Genomic DNA, 20,657 nt, shown 5'->3' with positions numbered 1-20,657 from the left:
CCAGGCCTGTTCGGTCCGCTGGCGGCGCTCGGTTCGCCGGGTGTGTTCGGTCCGGTCGAGCCGCCGAGGCTGCTCGGTCTGCTCGGTCCACCCTGTTCTCTCGGTCCGCTGAGCACATGGTGGACCGCCAGCCGCCACTCGGTCCGTCAGGCGCGGGTCGGCCCGTCGGGCGCCGTGCGGTCTACCAGGAGCCTTTCGATCCACCGGCACGAAGCCGGTTCGGGGCCTACTCGGGCTGACCGCCGGGAGCGTCCTCGTCGGGCTCCCCGGCCCCGTGGCGCTCTGCCCACGCGGCGCCGTCCAGGAACTGGGCGGCGTCGTTCGCTCTGGGGTGGCGCCGCGCCAGCTCCCAGAAGCGCTCGTTGTGGTGCGCCTCCAGCAGGTGCACGAGTTCGTGCAGCACCACGGTCTCGAGCACCCAGGAAGGTGCGTCCGCGAGGCGCCGGGCGATCCTGATGGTGCCGGTGCTGGGCGTGGCCGACCCCCACCGGGTGTGCTGCCGCGTGGACCAGCGCACGCTCGTGGGGCGCGCCGCGCCGTCGAGGTAGGTGCGGGACAGCCGCCGCGCCATCTCTTCCAGCGCGGTGTCGGTGGAGCGCGTGCGTGCCGCCGCCTCCGCCGCCCGGCGCTTCGCCACGACCTTGGCAACCAGCGTCTCGCTCCAGTACGCGATCTGCGCCCGGGTGGCCCGCTGGGGCACCGCCAGCACGATGGCGTCCCCGCTGAAGTGCGCGCTCACGGTCTTGGTGCGTCGCGCGCTGCGCTGCACGATGATCTCCGGCAAGTCCTGCGCCGGCTGGGGGGCTCGTCTCCTGGGCATGCCACCAGTCCACCACCCCGCTCGGACTCCGCCAAAGCCGATCCGTCCTGTGGATTTCGCCCGGGGTCTGGCCCGACGCCCGGTTCGCGTCGAACAGTGGTGCCATGACTCAGCGCACGCCCACCGCCCGTGCCGCCTCGGCATCACCACCCGGAAGCCTCGCGGGGCCGGGCCCGTCCGTGCCGAGGGCGGACGAGGTCCGGGTGCTCCTCGCCGGGCTCGATCCGCTCGCCGCGGCGGTGGCCCTCGCCCTGGTGGACGCTGGCGTCTGCCTGCTCGACGTCAACGACCGGTCCCGCGTGCTCGCCCTGGACGCCCACGACGGCCCGTACCCCGCGGAGACGGAGGGACTGCCCCGCGAGCTCGCCCTGCGCGCCATGCTCCGGCGGCGCTCACCGCGCTGCGTCCCGCTCACCGCGCCGGAGCTCTTCCCGAGCGCCGCCGTGGGCGGGGCGGTCGCGGTGCACGCGTGGTCGGTCGCGGGCGACCTCCTGGCGGACCTGAGAGAGCCCCCGGTGCCGGACGTGGACGGGCACCTGCCCACCCTCACGGTGCTCACGGACGGCGCGTGCGTGGTGCGCTGGCCCGTGACGGACTGGGCTCACCGCCCGTGCCGCAGCTGCGTGACCGGGGCCGCCCGCCACGCCCGCGCGTTCGTCCGCGAGCACCCGCTGATTGCCGCCGCTCCCGCCCTCTCGGAACGCGCGCAGCCCTTCCGGCGGGTGACCCGCACGGTGGTGGCGGGCGAAATCGCGGGACTCCTGCTGTCCCTCGCGCTCGATTTCGACGACGCCGCGGGGCCCGGCGATCCTGCTGCGGACCAGGGCCCCGCGGGGCCCACCCTGCACCACGGCCTGCGGCGGATTCCGCTGCCGCCCGAGCCCGGGTGCCTGTGCTCGCTGTCCTTCATGGACCCGTGAGGCGTGGCATCCAGACCCGTGGTGGGTCAGACGGACTCGCGGTCCACGAGCACCGCTCCGCCGCTGGCCGGCGCGGGCGGTGTCGGTGTCCCGGCAACGAGCGCCGTCACGACGTCCACGATGTAGCGGGCGGTGATCTCCGGATCCAGCGCCACCATGGTCAGCGGTGGATCGGCCAGGGCAGCCGCCGCGGAGTCGCTGACGCCCACCACCGCGAGGTCCTCCGGGGCGCGCCACCCGAGCCGCCGCATCCCGGCCAGCACGGCCAGCGCCGCCGTGGTGTCGTGCGCGCAGATCCCCGTGACCCCGGGCTCACGGGCACGCCACGCCTCCAGTCCCTGCGCGGCTTCCGAAGCATCCGCGGGCAGGCGGATCACCCCGGGTGCGGGGAGGCCGCGCTGCTCGCACTCGCGGCGCAGCACCTCCCAGCGCCACTGGGACGCACCGTGCATGTGGTCCGCCCCCGTGACCGCGTAGCCGAGCCGGTGGTGGCCGGCGGCCACGAGCCGCCCCACCTGGAGCCGAGCGCTGTCCTGCTCCCTCGCGCCGGTGACCCACCGGCCGATCGCATCCCTGCCCGTCCAGGAGGCCACGCCGCGCACCCCGTTGCCGCGCATCAGCTGCGCGTCCTCGTCCGTGAGGTCCCACGCGAGCACCGCGGCCGGGGTCACGGAGGACCACACCTGCGCCGCGGGGCGGCGGGTCCACGCGTGGATGACCATGGACAGCCCGGCCTCGTCGAACAGCGTGGAGAGCCGCTCCACGATCCGCCCGATCTCCTCCGTGAGGGAGCGGGCGGGCGGCAGGTAGACGAGCACGGACGTCGAACGGCCCCGGCTCAGCGCCCGTGCCTCGGCCGACGGCGCGTAGCTGAGCTCGCGCGCCGCGGCGAGCACGCGGCGTCGGGTCTCCGCGGAGATCGACTGGGTGGGGGTGTCGTTGAGGACGAAGCTCACGGTGGTGCGCGAGACGCCCGCCAGGCGCGCGACGTCGGCACTCGTGGCCCGCCGGGACTTGGTCTCCTGACCGTCCATGCGTGTGCTCCCTCTCCCGCCGTCGTCCGCCCCACGATAGGCGCGCCGGACGCGCCACCGCTCCTCTGGCACTGCGACGCTCCGACCGTCCGAATTCCTGGGGCTCCGTCCGCCTGACCTGCTGACGCCCTGACCGTCTGACGACCTGACCCTCCGGCAGCCTGACCCGTGACGGCCTTGATGTGACCTGTTACACTCGGTATCACAGACACTAACACGCGTTAGTAGACCCGTCCGACGCCGGTCCGTGCACGCAGTGAGCACGGTGGCCGCGGCACCGGCTGGCAGCGGCGGGACACCGAGCACAGCAGCACAGGACCACAGGGAGTGGGACGCACCATGAGCACGTACGACGTTGACGTGATCGTCGTCGGCGCAGGCATCTCGGGCATCGGGGCCGCGCGCGAACTGGCGGGCACGGGCCGGACGGTCGCCGTCCTGGAGGCCCGAGAGGACCTCGGGGGCACGTGGGACCTCTTCCGCTACCCCGGCATCCGCTCCGACTCGGACATGGCCACCTTCGGCTACCGCAGCCACCCGTGGACCGGGGAGCGCAGCCTGGCCACCGGCGACACCATCCTCGAGTACCTGCGCGAGGCCGCGGACGAGGCGGGTGTCACTTCCGAGATCCGCTTCGGGCAGCGGGTCCGCAGCGCGCAGTGGTCCTCCGAGACCAGCACCTGGACGGTCACCCACGAGGACGTCCACACCGGGGAGACCTCGCGGCTGAGCTCGCGCTGGCTGTTCATGGCCACCGGCTACTACCGCTACAACGAGGGCTACACCCCCGAGTGGCCGAGTCTGCAGGACTTCCGGGGCACGGTCATCCACCCCCAGCACTGGCCCGAGGACGTGGACCTGGCGGGCCGGCGCGTGGTCGTGATCGGCAGCGGCGCCACGGCAGTGACACTGCTCCCGGCGCTCGCCGAGCGCGGCGCCCACGTGAGCATGCTGCAGCGCTCCCCCTCCTACGTGGCCTCCGTGCCCGGCAGGGACACCGCGGGCATGAAGCTGCGCTCCTGGCTCCCGCCGCGCCTGGCCGGGGAGGCCAACCGGTGGCGCAACATTGCACGCGGGATGTTCGTCTACGAGTTCAGCCGCCGCCGCCCGCAGGCCATGCGCGAGCTGCTGCACAAGGGCGCGGTGAAGCACCTGGGCCCCACCTTCCCCGTGGACGAGCATTTCACCCCCGAGTACGACCCGTGGGACCAGCGGCTGTGCGCCGCCCCGGACGGCGACTTCTTCCGGGCCATCCGCGAGGGCGACGCCGAGGTGGTCACGGACACCATCGAGCGCTTCACCGCGGACGGCATCGATCTCGCCTCCGGACGGCACCTGCCGGCAGACGTGATCGTCACCGCCACCGGCCTGAACGTGCAGTTCTTCGGGGCCGTGGACGTCCAGGTGGACGGCCAGCACGTGGATCCTGCCATGCGGGTGAGCTACCGGGGCATGATGCTCGACGGCGTGCCGAACCTCGCCTTCGCGATCGGCTACACCAACTCGTCGTGGACGCTGCGGGTGGATCTCATCACCGACTACTTCCGTCGGCTGCTGGACCAGATGGACCGCCGGGGCGCCGTGGCCGTGACGCCGCGCTACAAGGGGCCGCGGTCCCAGCTGCGCCCCCTGATCGACCTGGCCTCCGGCTACATCCAGCGCGGTGCCCACCTACTCCCCCGCCAGGGTCCGGACGGAGCGTGGCACGTGCGGCAGAACTACCTGCGGGACAAGGTCCTGTTCCGCCCGGGCAGCGAGCGCGACGGGCAGCTCGAGTTCACACCGGCCACCCCCGAGACCGCGACGGTGGCGTCGTGAACGCGCGGCTGAGCAACGGCATCGCGTACCGCGTGGGTGGGCAGGGCGCGCCGGTGCTGCTCATCCACGGCATCGGCCGCAGCCGCGCCGACTGGCAGGCCCAGCACGAGCTGCTGGAGGACTCCTTCCAGGTGTGGAGCCTGGACCTGCCCGGCTTCGGGGACTCCCCCGCCCCGGACGGCGGCATGACCCTGGAACGCCTGGCGGGCGACGTCGCCGGATTCCTCCGGGCGCAGGGCGTCGGCCCGGTCCACGTGGTCGGCAACTCCCTCGGCGGCGCCGTGGCAATGCAGCTCACGGCGGACCACCCCGAGCTGGTGCGCAGCCTGCTGCTCGCGGACTCCGCCGGCTTCGGCCGCGGTGTGAGTCCCGCGCTGCGCCTGGCGAGCATCCCCGGTCTGGGCGAGCGCGCCATGCGCCCCAGCCGCGAGGGCGCAAGGCGTTCCGAACGCGCGATGTACCACGACCCCGCCTTCGTCACAGAGGAGCGAGTGCAGCACGGCTACGAGCTGGCCGGGCGTCCCGGCGGCACGGACGCGTTCCTGGGGATGCTGCGCTCGCTCGGTGGAGTCGCGGGCGTGAAGGGTGGCTGGCGCAGGGCGCTGCTCCCCCGCGTCCGGGCCACCGGCGTGCCCGTGCTCATCGTGTGGGGCGACAAGGACACGGTGCTGCCGTTCCGGCACATGGCGCGCGGCACCAAGGCCCTGGGCGCCCGCACCCACCGCTTCGAGGACACCGGGCACGGGCCACAGATCGAGCGTGCTGAGGACTTCGCGCACCTGGCGCGCGAGTTTTGGGACGAGGTGGACCACCGGGGCTGAGCCGCCGCGGCGTCGTCGTCCTACCGGGAACGACGACGCGCGGGCGTGCCCGACGCCGGGGGCAGCACGGCGTCGAGGAACCGCGAGCGCGAGCGGTTCGGACGCCCACCCGGCGTGCGCGAGAGCGACCACGAGAACACGAGGTGCTCGCGCGCGCGGGTGATCCCCACGTAGAGCAGACGCCGTTCCTCGTCCACGGCCTCCGGGGTGTCCGCGAAGGAGATGGGCATGAGCCCCTCGGAGAGCCCGGCGAGGAAGACGGCGTCCCACTCCAGGCCCTTCGCGGAGTGCATCGAGGCGAGCGTGACCCCGTCCATCACGGGTGCCTCCTGGGTGGTGGCGCGGCGCTCGAGCTCCTGGGCGAAACCCGCGAGTGACAGCGTCTCGTCCTTCTCCGCCGCGCGGGCGGCCATGGTGTCCGACAGCGAGACGAGTGCGCGCAGCGACTCCCACCTGGCCCGCGTGGCGCTGTCCGAGCGCGGTGCGCGGTCGCTGTAGCCGAGCGAGCGCAGCATGTCCCGCACCTGCTGGGGCACGTCCGCCCGGTCCGCGCCCTCGGTGCGGGCGGCGGAGCGGATCTGCACGATGGCCTGGCGGATCTCGGGGCGGTTGAAGAACCGCTCCGAGCCGCGCAGCTGGAAGCCGATGTCCGCGTCCGCGAGCGCCGCCTCGAAGGCCTGCGACTGCCCGTTGGTGCGGAACAGGACGGCGATCTCGTGGGGCGCCACACCGTCGTCGATGAGATCCCGGATCCGGACCGCGACGCCGGCGGCCTCGGCCTCGTCGTCCGGGTACTCGTTCCAGGTGGGCTCGGGCCCAGCCGGGCGCTGGGAGACCAGACGCAGCGGGGTGGCCCACGTGTCCGGCGCGGAGCCGAGCGTGGGGCGGCGGGCGGCGAGCAGCCTGTTGGCGGTGTTGACCACCTGCGGGCTCGAGCGGTAGTCCCGCACGAGCTCCACGACCGTGGCCCCCTGGTAGCGCGCCGGGAACTCCAGCAGGTGCCGGGAGGTGGCGCCGGTGAACGAGTAGATGGTCTGGGAGGCGTCCCCCACCACGCAGAGGTCGTCCCGGGAGCCGAGCCACGCGTCGAGCAGGCGCTGCTGCAGCGGGGAGACGTCCTGGTACTCGTCCACCACGAACTGGCGGTACTGGGAGTGGACCGCCGCGGCAATCCGCTCGTCCTCCTCCAGGATGCCCACGGTGATCAGCAGGACGTCCTCGAAGTCGATGAGGTGGCGGTCCGCCTTAAGGTCCTCGTAGGACTGGTAGAGCCGCTGCATGGTGCGCACGTCCCAGCCCGCGGGCATGTCCCGGCCCTCCGCCGCCTGGACGTAGGTGTCCGGGGTGAGCATGGTGACCTTCGCCCACTCGATCTGCGCGGCGACGTCGCGGACGGTGGCGCGGTCCGTGGTGAGCCTCATGGCCTGCGCGGCCTCGGTGATCAGCCGGGCCTTGTGGTTGACGATCTCCGGCGGCGGCCCGCCCACGGCCTGCGGCCAGAAGTACTGCAGCTGCCGCAGCGCGGCCGAGTGGAAGGTGCGGGCCTGCACGCCGGGGGCCCCGAGCACGCGCAGCCGCTGCCGCATCTCGTTGGCCGCCCGCGCCGTGAAGGTCAGGGCCAGTGTCTTCTGCGGGGTGTACACGCCGGAGGCGATCCCCCACGCGATCCGGTGAGTGATCGCGCGGGTCTTTCCCGTGCCCGCTCCGGCCCGCACGCACACCGGTCCGTGCAGGGTGGTGGCCACGGCGCGCTGCTCCGGGTCCAGCCCGCCCAGGATCCGCTCCTCCGCGCTCTGCTCCTCCAGACGCTGCTCCGTCACGCTCACCACCCGGTCTCTGGCAGCTCGTGACCGAGCCAGCTGACGATCAGCGCGTGGGCGATGGACACCGCGCCCGGCAGCGTGACGGTGCCGTCCGCGGCGGCCGCCGTGAGCTCCTCCCGGGTGAACCAGCGGACCTCGAGGATCTCCTCGCCGTCCGGCACGGCGGCGTCGGAACCCGCGAGGGCCCGGAAGCCGAGCATCAGGGAGCGCGGGAACGGCCAGGGCTGCGAGCCCTGGTACTGCACAGTGTGCACGGTGATCCCCGCCTCCTCCCCGACCTCGCGGACCACCGCCTGCTCCGCGGACTCCCCCGGTTCCACGAAGCCGGCGAACGTGGAGTACCGGTTGCCGGCCCACGCCGCCGAGCGGCCCAGCAGGATGCGCTGCGAGGACGCGTCCGGGCCGTCCTCGACGACCGCGACGATGATCGCGGGGTCCGTGCGGGGGAAGTGCAGCGACTCGTCCTCGGGGCAGCGCCGGGCCCACCCGGAGCGGATGGTCTCCGTGAGCGCCCCGCAGCGCGGACACCGCGGGTGGTCACGGTGCCACAGCGCCACCGCCTGCGCGGTGACGAGCAACGACGTCTGCTCCTGGTCCACCGCGGTGGCCAGCGTGCGCAGCCCCTCCCACCGGGCGTCGTCGAGACCGGGCAGCTGGGTGTCCGCGCGGAAGGTGCGCAGGATCACCTGGGCACCTTCCGCCATCCGCCCCAGGTACACGTCCGGGCGGCCGGGATCATCCGTGGGCCCCGGGACCTCCGCCACGAATGGGAGGGCCAGGGCGCCGTCGCGCGTGGGGGCCTGGGAACCCCGCATCACGAGCACCCGCGCGGTGGGCGAGGCGAGCGCCTCGGCCACGAGATCGCTGTGCTCCCGGGCGACCGCGTCCCGGTCGAACGGGCGCCCGGCGAAGGGAAGCTGGGCGTCGTCGAGCAGGGGCGCGACGGCGCCGGGACGGTCCTGGGATGAGATCACCCGACCACTGTAGACCGGGGTCCGGACACCCTCCCGGGCCGCTGTGGACAGCCCGCCCCGGGCCGTGGCCGGTAGGGTGGGTGGGGTGAGGACGACCCCCGAATTGCTAGCCGCCGTGGCGGCCGCAGCCGTGCCCGGGGTGGCCCCTGTGGCCACCGGTCCCTCCCCCGACGACGCCGCGGACTTCCGCTCGTGCATCGTCCAGGACGCGGACGGCCGGCGCTGGCGCGTCCGCAGCCCCCTGAACACCGAGGCGAGCATGCGCCTGGAGACCGAGCACCTGGTGCTGCAGGCCTTCACGCCCTCCGTGCGCGCCCGCCTGCCCTTCCACCTGCCCTCCGTGGCCGGCTCCGTGGCGCACAACGGGCTGCGCACCTTCGTGTACTCCCACCTGCCCGGGCACACCCTCAGCCTCCGGGAGCTGCAGCGGCAGAACGAGAGCCCCGAGCCGCCCCTGCACGCGCCGTCTCCGAGTGCGGCGCCGCGAGCGCCCCTCGCGGTGCAGCTCGGCCGCGCGCTGGGGACCCTGCACTCCCTGCCCCGCGCCCTCGTCATGGACGCGGACCTGCCCGCCTACTCCGCGGAGCAGTGCCGCAAGCGGATGCTGCACGACCTCGACCAGGCGGCCACCACCGGACTGATCCCCGGTGAGCTGCTGCGGCGCTGGGAGGACGCGCTGGAGGACACCACCCTGTGGCAGTTCTCCACCCGTGTGGTCCACGGCGACCTGCACGAGGACAACATCACCGTGGACCACGGCGCGCTCGTCTCCTTCACCGGCTGGAGCGACCTGCACGTGGGCGATCCGGCCGAGGACTTCTCGTGGCTCGTGGGCATGGCGGACCCGACCTTCGCGGACACCGTGCTCGAGGCGTACTCCGTGAGCGCGGTGCAGCCGCCGGACCGCCACCTGCTGCGGCGCGCGCACCTCAAGGCCGAGTTCGCCCTGGCCGAGTGGCTCGTGCGCGGCGTGGACCGCGGGATCCCGTCCATGGTGGACAACGCCGGGCGCATGCTCGCCACCCTCGCGCAGGACGTCCGCGCCAGCGCCTCGCCGTCCCCCGGCGTCACCGCCGCACCGGAACCGAGCGTCGCGCCCGCCCTCGCGGACGAGGCGGAGGGGCACGACGACGCCGCGCGGGGACTCGACGGCGATCTCGCGTCAGAGCGCGAGCAGAACGAACTCGGCGTCCAACGCGCGGACGATCGCGGGCAGGAGCGGGACGTGCCGCAGCAGGAAGACCCCGACCACGGTGCGGCCCCTCGCCACCGGGGTGGCGCGACCGGACCTGGTGCGCCCCGTGACGACTACGCCTCGAACACTCCGTCCCCCGGACTGTCCGGCGACCCGGGCCTCTCCGGTTCCTCCGCGGTCCACGCAGAAACCCCCACCGGGTCCGACCAGACCTCCTAGAACTCCTCGGGGGCGGCGTCGTCCGGTGCAGTGTGCTCCGGTGCAGTGTGGCTCGGTGCAGTGTCCTCCGGCGCGGACTCGTCCGCGGTCCCGGACGTCGGCTCCGCGGCGTGGGTGGACGAGCCCGATCCCCGCGCGTAGAGGGATGTCACGATCCTCTCGAGGTCCTGCTCGTCCGCGAGGTCGTGCGGGCGCACGACCTCGTCCGCGGCCACGTAGTAGAAGGCCGCCGAGACCCTCTCCAGGGGGACACCGCGCAGTCGTGCGAACGCCAGCCGGTAGAGGGCCAGCTGGCCCGCCTTCTGCCGCAGCTCCCGACCCCGCGGGATCCGCCCCGTCTTCCAGTCCACGAGCTCCCAGCCGTCCTCGGTGCGGAACACGGCGTCGATGCGCCCACGCACCGTGAGCGATCCCACCGGGGTCTCCACGGGGAGCTCGATCGCGTAGGGCTGCAGGGAGGCCCACGGGCTGCGGCGGAAGGTCTCCGTGAGGCGGGGCAGGTCGAGGTCCTCGTCCACGTAGTCGTCCGAACCGGGAAGCTCGTCCAGGTCGAAGATGGCCGCGTCCCCGAAGAAGTCCTCGACCCACGAGTGGAACGCGGTGCCCGCGCGTGCGGCGGTGCCCGGACGGCGTGGCATGGGCCGCCGCAGGGTGCTGACGAACTCCTCGGGGTCCGTGTCCATGGCCACCAGCGCGGAGGCGGACACGTGGGACGGCATGTGGACGGTCCGCAGCTCGTCGCTGGCCTCGCGTCGGGCCAGCAGCAGCTCCGCCTCCCGCCGCCACCGGGTCACGAGCTCCCCCGAGGGACCGTGCTCGAGGTCCTCGTCCGTGAGGTCGCGGTTCGCATCGAAACCGCCTTCCCGCACGGCACGGGCGGCCTCGTCCATCCGAGCGCGCCGGCCCCGGTGCGCCGGCGGCAGCACCGTCTCCGTGAGCTCCCCCTCGGCGTCCCTCGCGGTGCGCACGATCTCGGGACCCTCCACGGGGTCGTAGGGCCACAGAGCGCTGACCCGGGTGTCGAGCTGCGGGTTGGTGGCACCGTCTTCCGGCTCCACCCACGGACCGAGCTCGATCCCCGCACTGTCCCCGTCGGCGAGCTCCCGTGCCTCCAGCAGGAACGGCGACGGGTTCTTCGCGCCCTTGGAGCTCCCCCGGAAGACGCTCCCGGACAGTTCCAGGAGGGACTTGGCGCGTGTGAACGCCACGTAGGCGAGGCGACGCTCCTCCGCGAGGTCGTGCTCGGAGGCGTCCTCCAGGAACTCGTCGAAGGACTCCTCCAGCTCACGCACGTTCTCGGTGCGCGCCTGCCACTGCGGCAGCTGGTGGGCGTCCCCGCGCAGGGGCCACGGAAGCTTCGCCGCCTCCCCCGTCCACGCGGACGGGTTCTTGCTGGGGAAGTCGTCCCCGTTGAGCCCGGGCACGTGGACGTGGTCCCACTCGAGCCCCTTGGAGGCGTGCACCGTGAGCAGCTGGACGGCGTCGTGCCGGGCGTGCGACGGCGGCAGCTCCAGGCCGTTCTCCTCGTGCGAGGCCGCTTCCAGCCACTCGAGGAACGCCGGGACGTCGTGCGTGCGGGTCGTGGCCGTGAACTGCACGGCCTGGTCGTGGAAACCGTCCAGGTTCCGCCGCGCCTGCGCCGGGTCCGCGTCCGGAAGCGCGGCGAGTTCCACGTCCAGGCCCAGGACGGTCTCCACCTCGTGGAGCACGGTGGTCAGCTCGTCACCGAGGACCTGGCGCAGCTCGCGGACGTCCCGACGCAGCGCCCGCAGCCGCCGCATCCCCTCCGGGGTGATGCTGCGGCCGCGCGGGGACACCCAGTCCTCGCGCGGCAGGGTCTCCAGGGCCTCGATCAGGCTCGCCCGGTCCACGATGTCCGCCATGACGACCGTCTCCTCCGCGGCGTCGGCCCCACCCGTGGCGACCTCACTCGTGGCGTCCCCGGCCGTGGTCTCTCCCGCGGAAGCGCGATCGGCGTGAGAAGACTCGGCATGGGAAGACCCGGTGCGGGAGGGCTCGGACTGGGCGGGATCACCGACCTCGCCCCGGGCCGCTCGCTCGTGGCCCCGTTCGAGGGCCGCAGCCCAGTCTCCGAGGGCCGCGAGGTCCCGGGCTCCGAGCCGCCAGCGAGCACCGGTCAGCAGCCGGGCGAGCGCGTCCGAGCGGCCCGGATCCGTGAGCACGTACAGCATGGCGACGACGTCGGCGACCTCCGGGGTGTCCAGCAGGCCCCCCAGACCCACCACCTCGTAGGGAATGTCCAGGGCTTCGAGCTCCAGGCGCAGGGGCTCGAACTGGGCCCGGCGGCGGCACAGCACGGCCATGGTGGGCATCTCCTCCAGCGGCTGGCCCTGGTGGGCCGCACGCTGGTCGTGGATCCGACCGGCAACCTCCTGCGCCTCCTCCGTGTCCGTGAGGTACCTGCTGACCCGGACCCGGCCCTGAACCGCGCCCGGGGCGGGGTCCAGCGCGGGAACCTCGACGGTGGCGGCCGAGCGGCTCCACGGCGGGGGTGTGCGCAGGGGCTGGGCCACGGTGTTGGCCACGTCCAGCACGGAGAGGCTGTTGCGCCACGCGGTGGTGAGGAAACTGGTGTCCGCGAACTGCGCGGGGGCCTCGTCTGCCGCTGCGCGCCGGGGAAAGTTCTCCACGAAGCTGAACAGCTGGCCGGAGGAGGCGCCACGGAACCCGTAGATGGACTGCTGGGGGTCCCCCACGGCCATGACGCAGTGCCCCTCGCCGTAGAGCCCGGAGAACAGGGCGAGCTGGGCGTGCGAGGTGTCCTGGAACTCGTCGAGGAGCACCACCCGGAAGCGGTCCCGCTCCACGGTGCGGGCGTGCGGGTCCACGCGCACGATCCGCGCCGCAAGCGCCAGCAGGTCCCCGTAGTCCAGCGCCGAGTCGAAACGCTTCACGGCGTGGAAGCGCTCCACGAGCTCGGCGAGAACCTCGGTCTGCTCCATGCGCGCGAGCACACTCGTGACCTTGCCCGGAGTGCGCTTCCTGCCCTCCGGCGGGGCATCCTGGCAGCGCAGCCGGAGGTCGTGGACGTACTCGCGCACCCGGCCAGCGTCCACCAGGTGCTCGGACGCCTCGGAGGCGAGCTTCATCAGCCCAGTGGTCAGCGTGGAAGCCGCCGGAACCTTCGCCGGCAGGGGGCCGTCCCAGCTCTGGACGAGGTCGTGGGCCAGCTGCCAGGCCTGGGCCTGGCCGAGCAGCACGGTGTCCGACTCCACGCCGAGCCTCAGGCCGTAGCTGCGCACCAGCGAGTTCGCGTAGGAGTGGTAGGTGCTCACGGTGGGTTCCTGGACGGCCGCCGGGGCCTCGTCCTCCCCGTCCGGCCCGGCGATCAGCCCCGCGGCGCGCAGCTTGCGCAGCTTGACGTTGATCCGCTGGGACAGCTCGCCGGCCGCTTTGCGCGTGAACGTGACGCCGAGGATCTCCTCGGGGCGGGCGAGCTCGTTGGCCACGAGCCACGCGACGCGGTCGGACATGGTGGTCGTCTTGCCGGACCCCGCACCCGCCACCACCAGCCGGGGTGTCAGGGGCGAGGAGATCACCGCCGACTGCTGCTCGGTGGGCGGGTGCTCCCCCAGCGCCTCGGCGATCTGCTCCGGTGTGTACCGGACCTTCTCCTCGGAGTTCTCCTGCACGGTCACTTCTCCGTCACCTGTCTCCCCTGTGCGCACAGCGGGCACACCCACGGCACCGCGCACCGGATGCCGTACCCGGACTCCTGGGCCGCCGTGTGGCGCGCTTCGAACCGGGTTCCCGCCACCAGCGCGGCGGCCCGGGTGATCAGTTCCCTGGCCCAGCTCTGCTCCTCGTCCAGCGGTTCCTGCTCCTGGACGCCCGGGGCCTTGGTGGAACCGCCGAGCTGGACCAGCAGGGCACCGCCCGGCTGGGCGAGCACGACGCCCTCGGGCAGCTCGATCCGCTCGGGCCGGTGCGCCTCGTGCAGGTCCTCGGTGCGGCTGAGCTCCTCCATGGCCCGCCCGGCTCCGGCCTGCAGCGCCACCTGGTACGCGGCGAGCTGGGGGTGTTCGGGAAGGTCCTCCTTGGAGGGCTTGGAGCGGCCCGTCTTCAGGTCCACCACCACGTGGCGTCCGTGGGCGTCCACCTCGAGCCGGTCCACGCGCCCGGTGAGCAGTGCGTCCCTGGCGGCATCCCGCACGAGCACCTCGAAGCTTCCCTCTACTCCCGCGAGCCGCCGTCCGTGCTTGCTGCCCATCTCACGGGCGTACTGCGCGAACTTGCGGAGCATCTCCTCCGCGCGCTCAAGCTCCTGCGCGCCCGTCCACCCGGCGGGCATGCCGAGCGTGGGCCAGCGACGTCGCAGCTCGGCCACGAGCTCCGTGGCGTCCGCCTCCGGCATGTTCTCGGCGATGTCGTGCACCAGGGTGCCCAGGCTGCGGCTGAGGTCCGTGACCTCGGTGGCCCGGGCCTCGGCGACGAACCAGTCGAGGGGTGAACGGTGGATCGTCTCGATCTTGGACGGTGAGACGCGCACCGCCTCCTCTGCGTCGAACAGCGCCTCCTCGGTGGACAGCGGGGCGTGGCCCCACCACTCGTCCGGGGCCGCCCCCCGCACCGGATCTGCCACCGTGGCGAACTCGTGCAGCAGCCGGGCCGCGGCCTCCCGCTCGTGCTCGCCGGACGCACCGCTGGTCAGGGTGCGTCGCAGCGTGCCCGTGAGCTGCCGCAGGGTGAGGGGCTCGGGCGCGGTGACGTGCTCGGTCACGGTCCCGGTGTCCTGCCCCTCGTCGCCGACCACCAGGTCCACGAACTCGGAGGGCTGCTCGTCCTGTGACGCGACGGCGGTGACGACGAGGCTCTCCCCCGCCCTGGAGACGGCCGTGGCGAACTGCCGCAGCTCGTCGAAGCGCACCTGCCGCAGCCGGTCCACCGCGCCCAGGCGCAGCGCCTGCTCCGGCCCGTGGTCGAGCGCGTCCGTGAGGACGTCCGTGCCCAGCAGCTGCCCGCGCAGGGCTGTGTTGGGCCACACCCCCTGCTGCACGCCGGCGACCACCACGTGGGCCCACTGCCGTCCCGCGGAACCCGCAGGGGTCATCACGGAGACGTTGTCCTCCGCGGGAGCGCGGGCGGCGAGGGTGTCCATGGGCAGCTCCTGGTGGTCCATGTACTCCATGAACGCACGGGCCGTGGCGCCGGGAACCTGGTCCACGAAGCGCTCGGCGGCCTCGAACAGGCCGACGACGGCGTCCAGGTCCCGGTCCGCGCGCACCGACTCCGCTCCACCGGCCAAAGCACGACGGCGCCACCTCGGAGCGACACCCGAGGCCTCCCACAGGGCCCACAGGACGGACTCCGCCGTGGCCCCCGGTTCCTGGAGCGCGTTCTGGCCCTCCAGGAGCATGTCCGCGACACGGGCGGCGGCGTCCGAGCGGACCTCGGCGAGTTCGAGGAGCACACCGTCCGTGAGCGCCTGCACCAGGAGGTCGTCGCTCGTGCGGCCACCGCCCGTGCGCAGCTCGTAGCCGCGGAGCTTCTGCCGGATCCGGCGGACCTCCATGGGTGAGGCGCCGCCGATCCGGGAGGTCAGCAGGGAGACGGCCGCCGTGGCGGTGAGCATGGTCCCGCGTGCCTCGGCGTCCAGGTCCTCGGGGGCGTCGTCGGCGGTCGGGACAGGTTCGTCGGTGGACGCGGGGGCCTGGTCGTGAGCCGGGGGAAGCTCGTCACCGGTCGCGGAGAGCTCACCAGCGGCGGCCCGGAGCCCGTCACCGCTCGGCGGCATCGCCGCGCCGGGCGCAGGGACCTCGGCCCCGGACGCTGACGCCTCGCCGTCGACGGGAGCGAGCTCCGCCGCGCCGTCGCGTCCGGAGTCCCTGTCCTGGGCGGCCAGCAGGATGCGCAGGGCATTGAGGAGGGGAATGACGGCGGGCTCGTCCCGCAGGGGTGTCTCCGCCGCGGAGGTGGTGGTGGGGACGCCCAGCGCGGCGAGCTGCCGGGTGAGCGCCGAGAGCTGGGAGCCGCTGCGGACGATGACCGCCATCTCGCGGTACGGCACCCCCTCGAGGACGTGCAGCCGCAGGAAGCGGTCCGCGCACCACCTGGCCTGGGCGGTGGGCGAGTCGAACACTGCCACCCGCACGGATCCCTCATGGGGTTCGCCGTCCGGGCCGACCGGGTGCTCCGGGGCGCGCTGGACGCGGGCCCCCGCCACCACCGAGACCGCGCGGGCCACACGCTGCCACGCGAGACCCACCTGCCGCGGCATGCGGTGGCTCGTGCCGAGGTGGAGCCGCTGCAGCGGGTGGGACGGGGTGCCCACACGCTCCTCGAGCGTGCGCAGCAGGTCCGGTCGGGCGCCGCGGAACCCCTGGACGGTGGTGTCCGGGTCCGCCGTGAACACGGCGTCCCGCCCGCGCGTGAGCACTCCAATGAGCCGGTGCGCCGAGGGAGTGGCCTCCTGGAGGTCGTCCGCGAGGACCACGTCCAGGCGCTGCTGCTCGGCCGCGAGGAACTCCGGGTTCTCCTCCAGAACCTTCGCGGCACGGTCCACGAGCTCGGAGGGGTCGAACGCGCTGGGCATGCGCAGGGCGCGGATCTCCTGGTACTCGGCGCGGAAGGCCGCGGCCGTCCGCCACTCGGGGTGGCCCAGGGGCTCGGCCCACGCCGCGAGCTGCTCCGGGGTCACCCGGTACTCGTTCATGCGGTCGAACAGCTCCCGCAGCTGGCCGCGGAAACCGCGCGTGCCGAGGGCCTGGTCCAGTTCCGCCGGCCACACGACGGAGCTGCCGTAGCCGGCCTCGTGACCGCGCATCATCTCCGCGAGGAAGGCGTCCTGCTCCGGACCCGAGAGCAGGACGGGCGGCGTGACGATGCCGGGGAGCAGACCCTGCGCCTGCGCCCGGCGCAGGACGTCGAACGCGTACGCCTGCCACGCGCGCACGAGCGGTGTGCTGATGGTGGCGGAGGCCCGGCGGCTCACGCGGTCCCGCAGGGCGGCGGCGGACTCCCGCGAGGGAGTGAGGACGAGCAGCCGCTGCGGATCCGTTCCCGCGGCGATCCTGCGGACCACGGCCTCGACCGTGACGGTGCTGCGTCCCGTGCCCGGGGCGCCCAGGACCAGGACGGGGCCGTGTCCCGGCGCGAGTCCCACCACGGTTTCCTGCGCGGGGTCCAGCTCCAGGGGGGCCTGTGCCTCGTCCACCCCGCGGGGCGGCAGGACGCGCCAGGAGGCTTCTCGCTGCGTGTGCATGACCACATCAGACCACGGCACTCCGACACGCATAAGCGTGTCGGCGGCCCCCGGTACCGTGAGGTCATGGCTTCCGCGCAGCATCCCGAGGACTCCGACCAGCCCGCGCTCTTCGACGCGCCCACCCCGCCGGCCGGTGCCGGTGGGACGGCCCCGGAACCGGCACTCCCCGAGCAGCCCGCCCTCTTCGAGGCGCCGCACGTCAACTCTCCCCAGGGCGACGCCGCGCGCGCCGAGACCCCGCAGGACAACGCTCCACACGTGGACGCTGCGCCAACGGCCGCCGCGAAACCGCCCCTGGACCGGGCGCCGCACGGCTCGGACGCGCCCGACGTCGTCGGCTCCCCGCAGCGACCCGCTCCCGGCGCCCCGCTCGGAGGCACCGCGGTGAACCCGCTCGAGGGCACCGTCGTGGGCCCGGATGCGTCGTGGACCGAAGGCCCCCGCGCGTGCTTCGACCTGGAGACCACCGGGCGCGACCCCCAGCAGGCACGCATCGTGACAGCCTCCGTAGTCCTGGTCTCACCCACCGGGGACGTGCTGCGGGAGTGGGAGTGGCTCGCGGACCCCGGGATCGAGATCCCCGAGGAGGCCGCGGCGGTGCACGGCGTGAGCACCGAGCGCGCCCGCGCGGAGGGCCGCCCCGCCGCGGAGGTCGCCGCGGAGCTCGACGGCGTCCTCGCCGGCATGTGGCACGACGGCGTACCCGTGCTGGCCTTCAACGCCGCCTACGACCTCACGGTCCTGGCGCGCGAGAACGAACGCCACAATCTCCCGGCCATGACGCCGATGCCGGTCCTGGACCCGTTCGTCCTCAACAAGCAGGTGCACCGCTACCGTCGCGGCAAGCGCACCCTGGGTGCCCTGTGCGAGGAGTACGGCGTGGTGCTCGACGCCGCCCACACCTCCGCCGCGGACGCGCTCGCCACCGAGCGCCTGGCCACCGCCCTGGCCGAGCGCTTCGCCGAGCTGCGCCAGCCCGCCACCGCCCTGCACGAGCTGCAGATCGGGTGGGCCGCCGAGCAGGCCGCCTCCCTGCAGGAGTACTTCCGGCGCAAGGATCCCGACGCCGTGGTGGACGGCACCTGGCCCGTGCACCCGCGCCCCTGAGAAGGCCCGTTCCGCGCACCCGCAGACCTGCCGAGAGAAAAACGGCGCGGCACCCCGCGAAGGGGTGCCGCGCCGTCGTCACACTCCCGCGGCCGCCGTGGGCGGCGCGGGGTGCCCGCTCAGTCCTGCGGCGGCTGCGCGGCGGCAGCGGCCTCAGCGGCGGCGGGCAGCGCCGAGAGGATCCGGTCCATCGCGGAGTCGTCGTGGGCGGCGGAGAGGAACCAGGCCTCGAAGACCGAGGGCGGGAGGTAGACCCCGGCATCGAGCATCGCGTGGAAGAACGGGGTGTAGCGGAAGCTCTCCTGCGCCTTGGCATCCGCGTAGTCGTGCACGCCGTGCTCGCGCGTGCCGAACGCCACGGAGAACAGGTTGCCCGCCTCCTGGATCGAGTAGTCGAGCCCGGCGGCGTCGAACGCCTCGCGCAATCCGGCACGCAGCTGCTCGGAGCGCCGGTCGATGGTCTGGTACGCCACCCGGTCCGCGAGCTTCAGGGTGGCGAGACCGGCAGCCATGGCCACGGGGTTCCCGGACAGCGTGCCCGCCTGGTAGACGGGCCCCGTGGGTGCGAGGTGCTCCATGATCTCGCGGCGACCGCCGAGTGCGGCGGTGGGCAGTCCCCCGCCGATGACCTTGCCGAACGTGAAGAGGTCCGGGGCCCAGTCCTCGCCGTGCTCGTTGCTCAGTCCCCAGTAGCCGGCCTCGTGCACACGGAAGCCCGTGAGGACCTCGTCGAGGATCATCAGGGCGCCGCTGTCCTGCGTGAGACGCCGGATCTCAGCGTTGAACTCGTTCGCCGGGGTGACCACGCCCATGTTGCAGGGGGCGGCCTCGGTGATGACGGCGGCGATCTCTCCCGGGTGCTCGGCGAAGACGGCCTCGAGGGCGGCGAGGTCGTTGTAGGGCACCACGAGCGTCTGGGCGGCCGTGGCGGCCGTGACTCCGGCGGAACCGGGCAGAGCGAGGGTGGCCACCCCGGAACCGGCCTCGGAGAGCAGGGAGTCCACGTGGCCGTGGTAGCAGCCGGCGAACTTCACCACGAGGTCCCGCCCGGTGTAGCCACGGGCCAGGCGCAGGGCCGTCATGGTGGCCTCCGTGCCCGTGGAGACCATGCGGATCTCCTCCAGCGGTGCCACGCGGTCCACCACGAGCTCCGCGAGCTCGGTCTCCCCGCGGGTCGAGGCACCGAAGCCCAGCCCACGCTCCACGGCCTCGTGCACGGCCTCGGTCACCACAGGGTGGGCGTGGCCCAGCAGGGCGGGACCCCACGAGCACACGAGATCCACGTACTCCCGGCCGTCCACGTCCGTGAGGTAGGGGCCCTTTGCTGCGGCGATGAACGGCGGGGTGCCGCCCACCGAGTTGAACGCGCGCACGGGGGAGTTCACTCCCCCGGGCATCACCCGACGGGCGCGGTCGAACAGTTCTTGCGAAACACTCATGAGATCACTTCATTCCTTTCGCCGGGAGCGGCTCCCGGGGACACCGTGGCGCGGCAGACCCACGCGCGGCGCTCGTGTGGTTACCGGCCGTTCTCGTCACGGAACCACCGCGCGAGCTCCGTGGCGTAGTAGGTCAGGATCGAGTTCGCGCCCGCGCGCTTGATGGACAGCACGGACTCCCGCACGGCGGCGTCCCGGTTGATCCACCCGTTCGCGGCGGCGGCCTCGATCATCGCGTACTCCCCGGAGATCTGGTACGCGGAGACCGGCACCGGGGAGGCGTCCGCGACCTCGCGCAGGATGTCCAGGTAGCTCATGGCGGGCTTGACCATGACCATGTCCGCGCCTTCGTCCAGGTCCAGCTGCATCTCCAGCAGGGCCTCCCGACGGTTGGCGGGATCCATCTGGTAGGCCTTGCGGTCCCCGGTCAGCGTGGAGTCCACGGCCTCGCGGAACGGTCCGTAGAAGGCGGAGGAGTACTTGGCGCTGTAGGCCAGGATCGAGACGTCCTCGCGCCCGGCGGCGTCCAGCGCGGCCCGGATCACGCCCACCTGGCCGTCCATCATGCCGGACGGAGCCACCATGTGCGCTCCGGCCTGCGCCTGCGCCACGCCCATGCGGCCGTAGATCTCCAGGGTGCGGTCGTTGTCCACGCGGCCCTGCTCGTCCAGCACGCCGCAGTGGCCGTGGTCCGTGAACTCGTCCAGGCACAGATCCGACATCACCACGATCTCGTCCCCCACCTCTTCCCGCACGGCACGGATGCCGCGGTTCAGGATCCCCTCCGGGTCCAGCGCCGCCGAGCCCACCGCGTCACGGGTCTCGGGCACGCCGAAGAGCATGAAGCCGCTGAGGCCGAGTTCCACGGCCTCCGCGGCCGCGCGCTTGAGCGAGTCCATGCTGTGCTGGACCACGCCCGGCATGGACGCGAGCGGCTGCGGCTCGCTCAGCCCCTCCTTGACGAAGACCGGCAGGATCAGCTCGGAGGGCGTCACCCGCGTCTCGGCCGCGAACCGGCGCATGGCGGGGGTGGTGCGCAGCCTGCGCGGGCGCGACACCAGGTCGTAGGACATCTCGTCGTCGTTCATCTTCTCGTTCTCCTGATCCGTGTCGGTGCAGGTCGTTGGTCGTGCGTCTGTTCCGGCCGTGGTGCGGCCGGCGGTTCGTGCGGTGCCGAGCGCGGCGTCGACCGCGTCCGCCAGGTCCCGCGGCGTCGGCCGGGCGGCGGTCACGGGGCTCAGGCCCAGCTCCCGCAGCGCGCG

13 protein-coding genes are annotated in these 20,657 nt (G+C 73.4%); 5 read left to right on the top strand and 8 right to left on the bottom strand.

The window, feature by feature from the left end; all coding sequences use genetic code 11:
* Positions 1 to 226: 226 nt before the first annotated feature.
* The gene (locus D8M39_RS03575; protein ID WP_126874433.1) at positions 227 to 820 is read right to left on the bottom strand and encodes a M48 family metallopeptidase; all 594 of its coding nucleotides are present in this window, start codon (positions 818 to 820) and stop codon (positions 227 to 229) included.
* 104 nt (positions 821 to 924) lie between these two features.
* Between D8M39_RS03575 and D8M39_RS03570 the strand changes: the two genes are divergently transcribed.
* The gene (locus D8M39_RS03570) at positions 925 to 1,740 is read left to right on the top strand and encodes a hypothetical protein (protein WP_238693936.1); all 816 of its coding nucleotides are present in this window, start codon (positions 925 to 927) and stop codon (positions 1,738 to 1,740) included.
* A 26-nt stretch (positions 1,741 to 1,766) separates the two neighbouring features.
* On the opposite strand, the gene D8M39_RS03565 is transcribed toward D8M39_RS03570, so the two are convergent.
* Positions 1,767 to 2,774 carry a LacI family DNA-binding transcriptional regulator gene (locus D8M39_RS03565; RefSeq protein ID WP_126874432.1) on the bottom strand — a complete coding sequence of 336 codons (1,008 nt, stop codon included), beginning with the start codon at positions 2,772 to 2,774 and terminating at the stop codon, positions 1,767 to 1,769.
* A gap of 339 nt (positions 2,775 to 3,113) precedes the next feature.
* On the opposite strand from D8M39_RS03565, the gene D8M39_RS03560 reads away from it, so the two are divergent.
* The gene (locus tag D8M39_RS03560; RefSeq protein ID WP_126874431.1) at positions 3,114 to 4,592 is read left to right on the top strand and encodes an NAD(P)/FAD-dependent oxidoreductase; all 1,479 of its coding nucleotides are present in this window, start codon (positions 3,114 to 3,116) and stop codon (positions 4,590 to 4,592) included.
* Positions 4,589 to 5,413 (top strand): alpha/beta fold hydrolase, encoded by an 825-nt coding sequence (locus D8M39_RS03555; RefSeq protein ID WP_055085508.1) that lies wholly within the window; start codon positions 4,589 to 4,591, stop codon positions 5,411 to 5,413. Before D8M39_RS03560 ends, D8M39_RS03555 begins: the two co-directional genes overlap by 4 nt.
* Positions 5,414 to 5,433: 20 nt before the next feature.
* Here the strand turns inward: D8M39_RS03555 and D8M39_RS03550 are convergent, their stop codons facing one another.
* Both D8M39_RS03550 and nudC read right to left on the bottom strand, forming a co-directional pair.
* Positions 5,434 to 7,233 (bottom strand): ATP-dependent helicase, encoded by a 1,800-nt coding sequence (locus tag D8M39_RS03550; RefSeq protein ID WP_371413757.1) that lies wholly within the window; start codon positions 7,231 to 7,233, stop codon positions 5,434 to 5,436.
* A gap of 2 nt (positions 7,234 to 7,235) precedes the next feature.
* On the bottom strand, positions 7,236 to 8,210 hold the full coding sequence (gene nudC / locus D8M39_RS03545) for an NAD(+) diphosphatase (RefSeq protein WP_126874430.1): 975 nt from the start codon (positions 8,208 to 8,210) through the stop codon (positions 7,236 to 7,238).
* 148 nt (positions 8,211 to 8,358) lie between these two features.
* Between nudC and D8M39_RS03540 the strand changes: the two genes are divergently transcribed.
* Entirely contained in the window at positions 8,359 to 9,624 is a 1,266-nt protein-coding gene (locus D8M39_RS03540) for a macrolide 2'-phosphotransferase (protein WP_238693935.1), read from the top strand.
* Here D8M39_RS03540 and D8M39_RS03535 read toward each other — a convergent pair.
* Both D8M39_RS03535 and D8M39_RS03530 read right to left on the bottom strand, forming a co-directional pair.
* Positions 9,621 to 13,277 carry an ATP-dependent DNA helicase gene (locus D8M39_RS03535; protein ID WP_310745609.1) on the bottom strand — a complete coding sequence of 1,219 codons (3,657 nt, stop codon included), beginning with the start codon at positions 13,275 to 13,277 and terminating at the stop codon, positions 9,621 to 9,623. The two genes, D8M39_RS03540 and D8M39_RS03535, sit on opposite strands and share 4 nt — an antisense overlap.
* A 2-nt stretch (positions 13,278 to 13,279) precedes the next feature.
* Positions 13,280 to 16,846: an ATP-dependent DNA helicase gene (locus D8M39_RS03530; protein WP_094394315.1), complete on the bottom strand. Its 3,567-nt coding sequence runs from the start codon at positions 16,844 to 16,846 to the stop codon at positions 13,280 to 13,282.
* A 411-nt stretch (positions 16,847 to 17,257) separates the two neighbouring features.
* Here D8M39_RS03530 and D8M39_RS03525 point away from each other — a divergent pair, with 411 nt between their 5' ends.
* Positions 17,258 to 17,956 (top strand): 3'-5' exonuclease, encoded by a 699-nt coding sequence (locus D8M39_RS03525; RefSeq protein ID WP_055082212.1) that lies wholly within the window; start codon positions 17,258 to 17,260, stop codon positions 17,954 to 17,956.
* A 119-nt stretch (positions 17,957 to 18,075) separates the two neighbouring features.
* On the opposite strand, the gene hemL is transcribed toward D8M39_RS03525, so the two are convergent.
* Entirely contained in the window at positions 18,076 to 19,395 is a 1,320-nt protein-coding gene (gene hemL, locus D8M39_RS03520) for a glutamate-1-semialdehyde 2,1-aminomutase (protein WP_055082201.1), read from the bottom strand.
* Between the two features lie 80 nt (positions 19,396 to 19,475).
* A complete protein-coding gene (gene hemB / locus D8M39_RS03515; RefSeq protein ID WP_174233458.1) occupies positions 19,476 to 20,468 on the bottom strand; it encodes a porphobilinogen synthase in 993 nt (330 codons plus the stop codon).
* Between the last annotated feature and the right edge of the window lie 189 nt (positions 20,469 to 20,657).

Origin of the sequence: Kocuria sp. HSID17590 (genome assembly GCF_003989485.1) — a bacterium.
In the GTDB taxonomy this organism is placed as follows: Bacteria; Actinomycetota; Actinomycetes; order Actinomycetales; family Micrococcaceae; genus Kocuria; species Kocuria salsicia.
The sequence above is the reverse complement of the archived record's forward strand: the minus strand, read 5'-3'. Positions and strand labels throughout refer to the sequence as shown.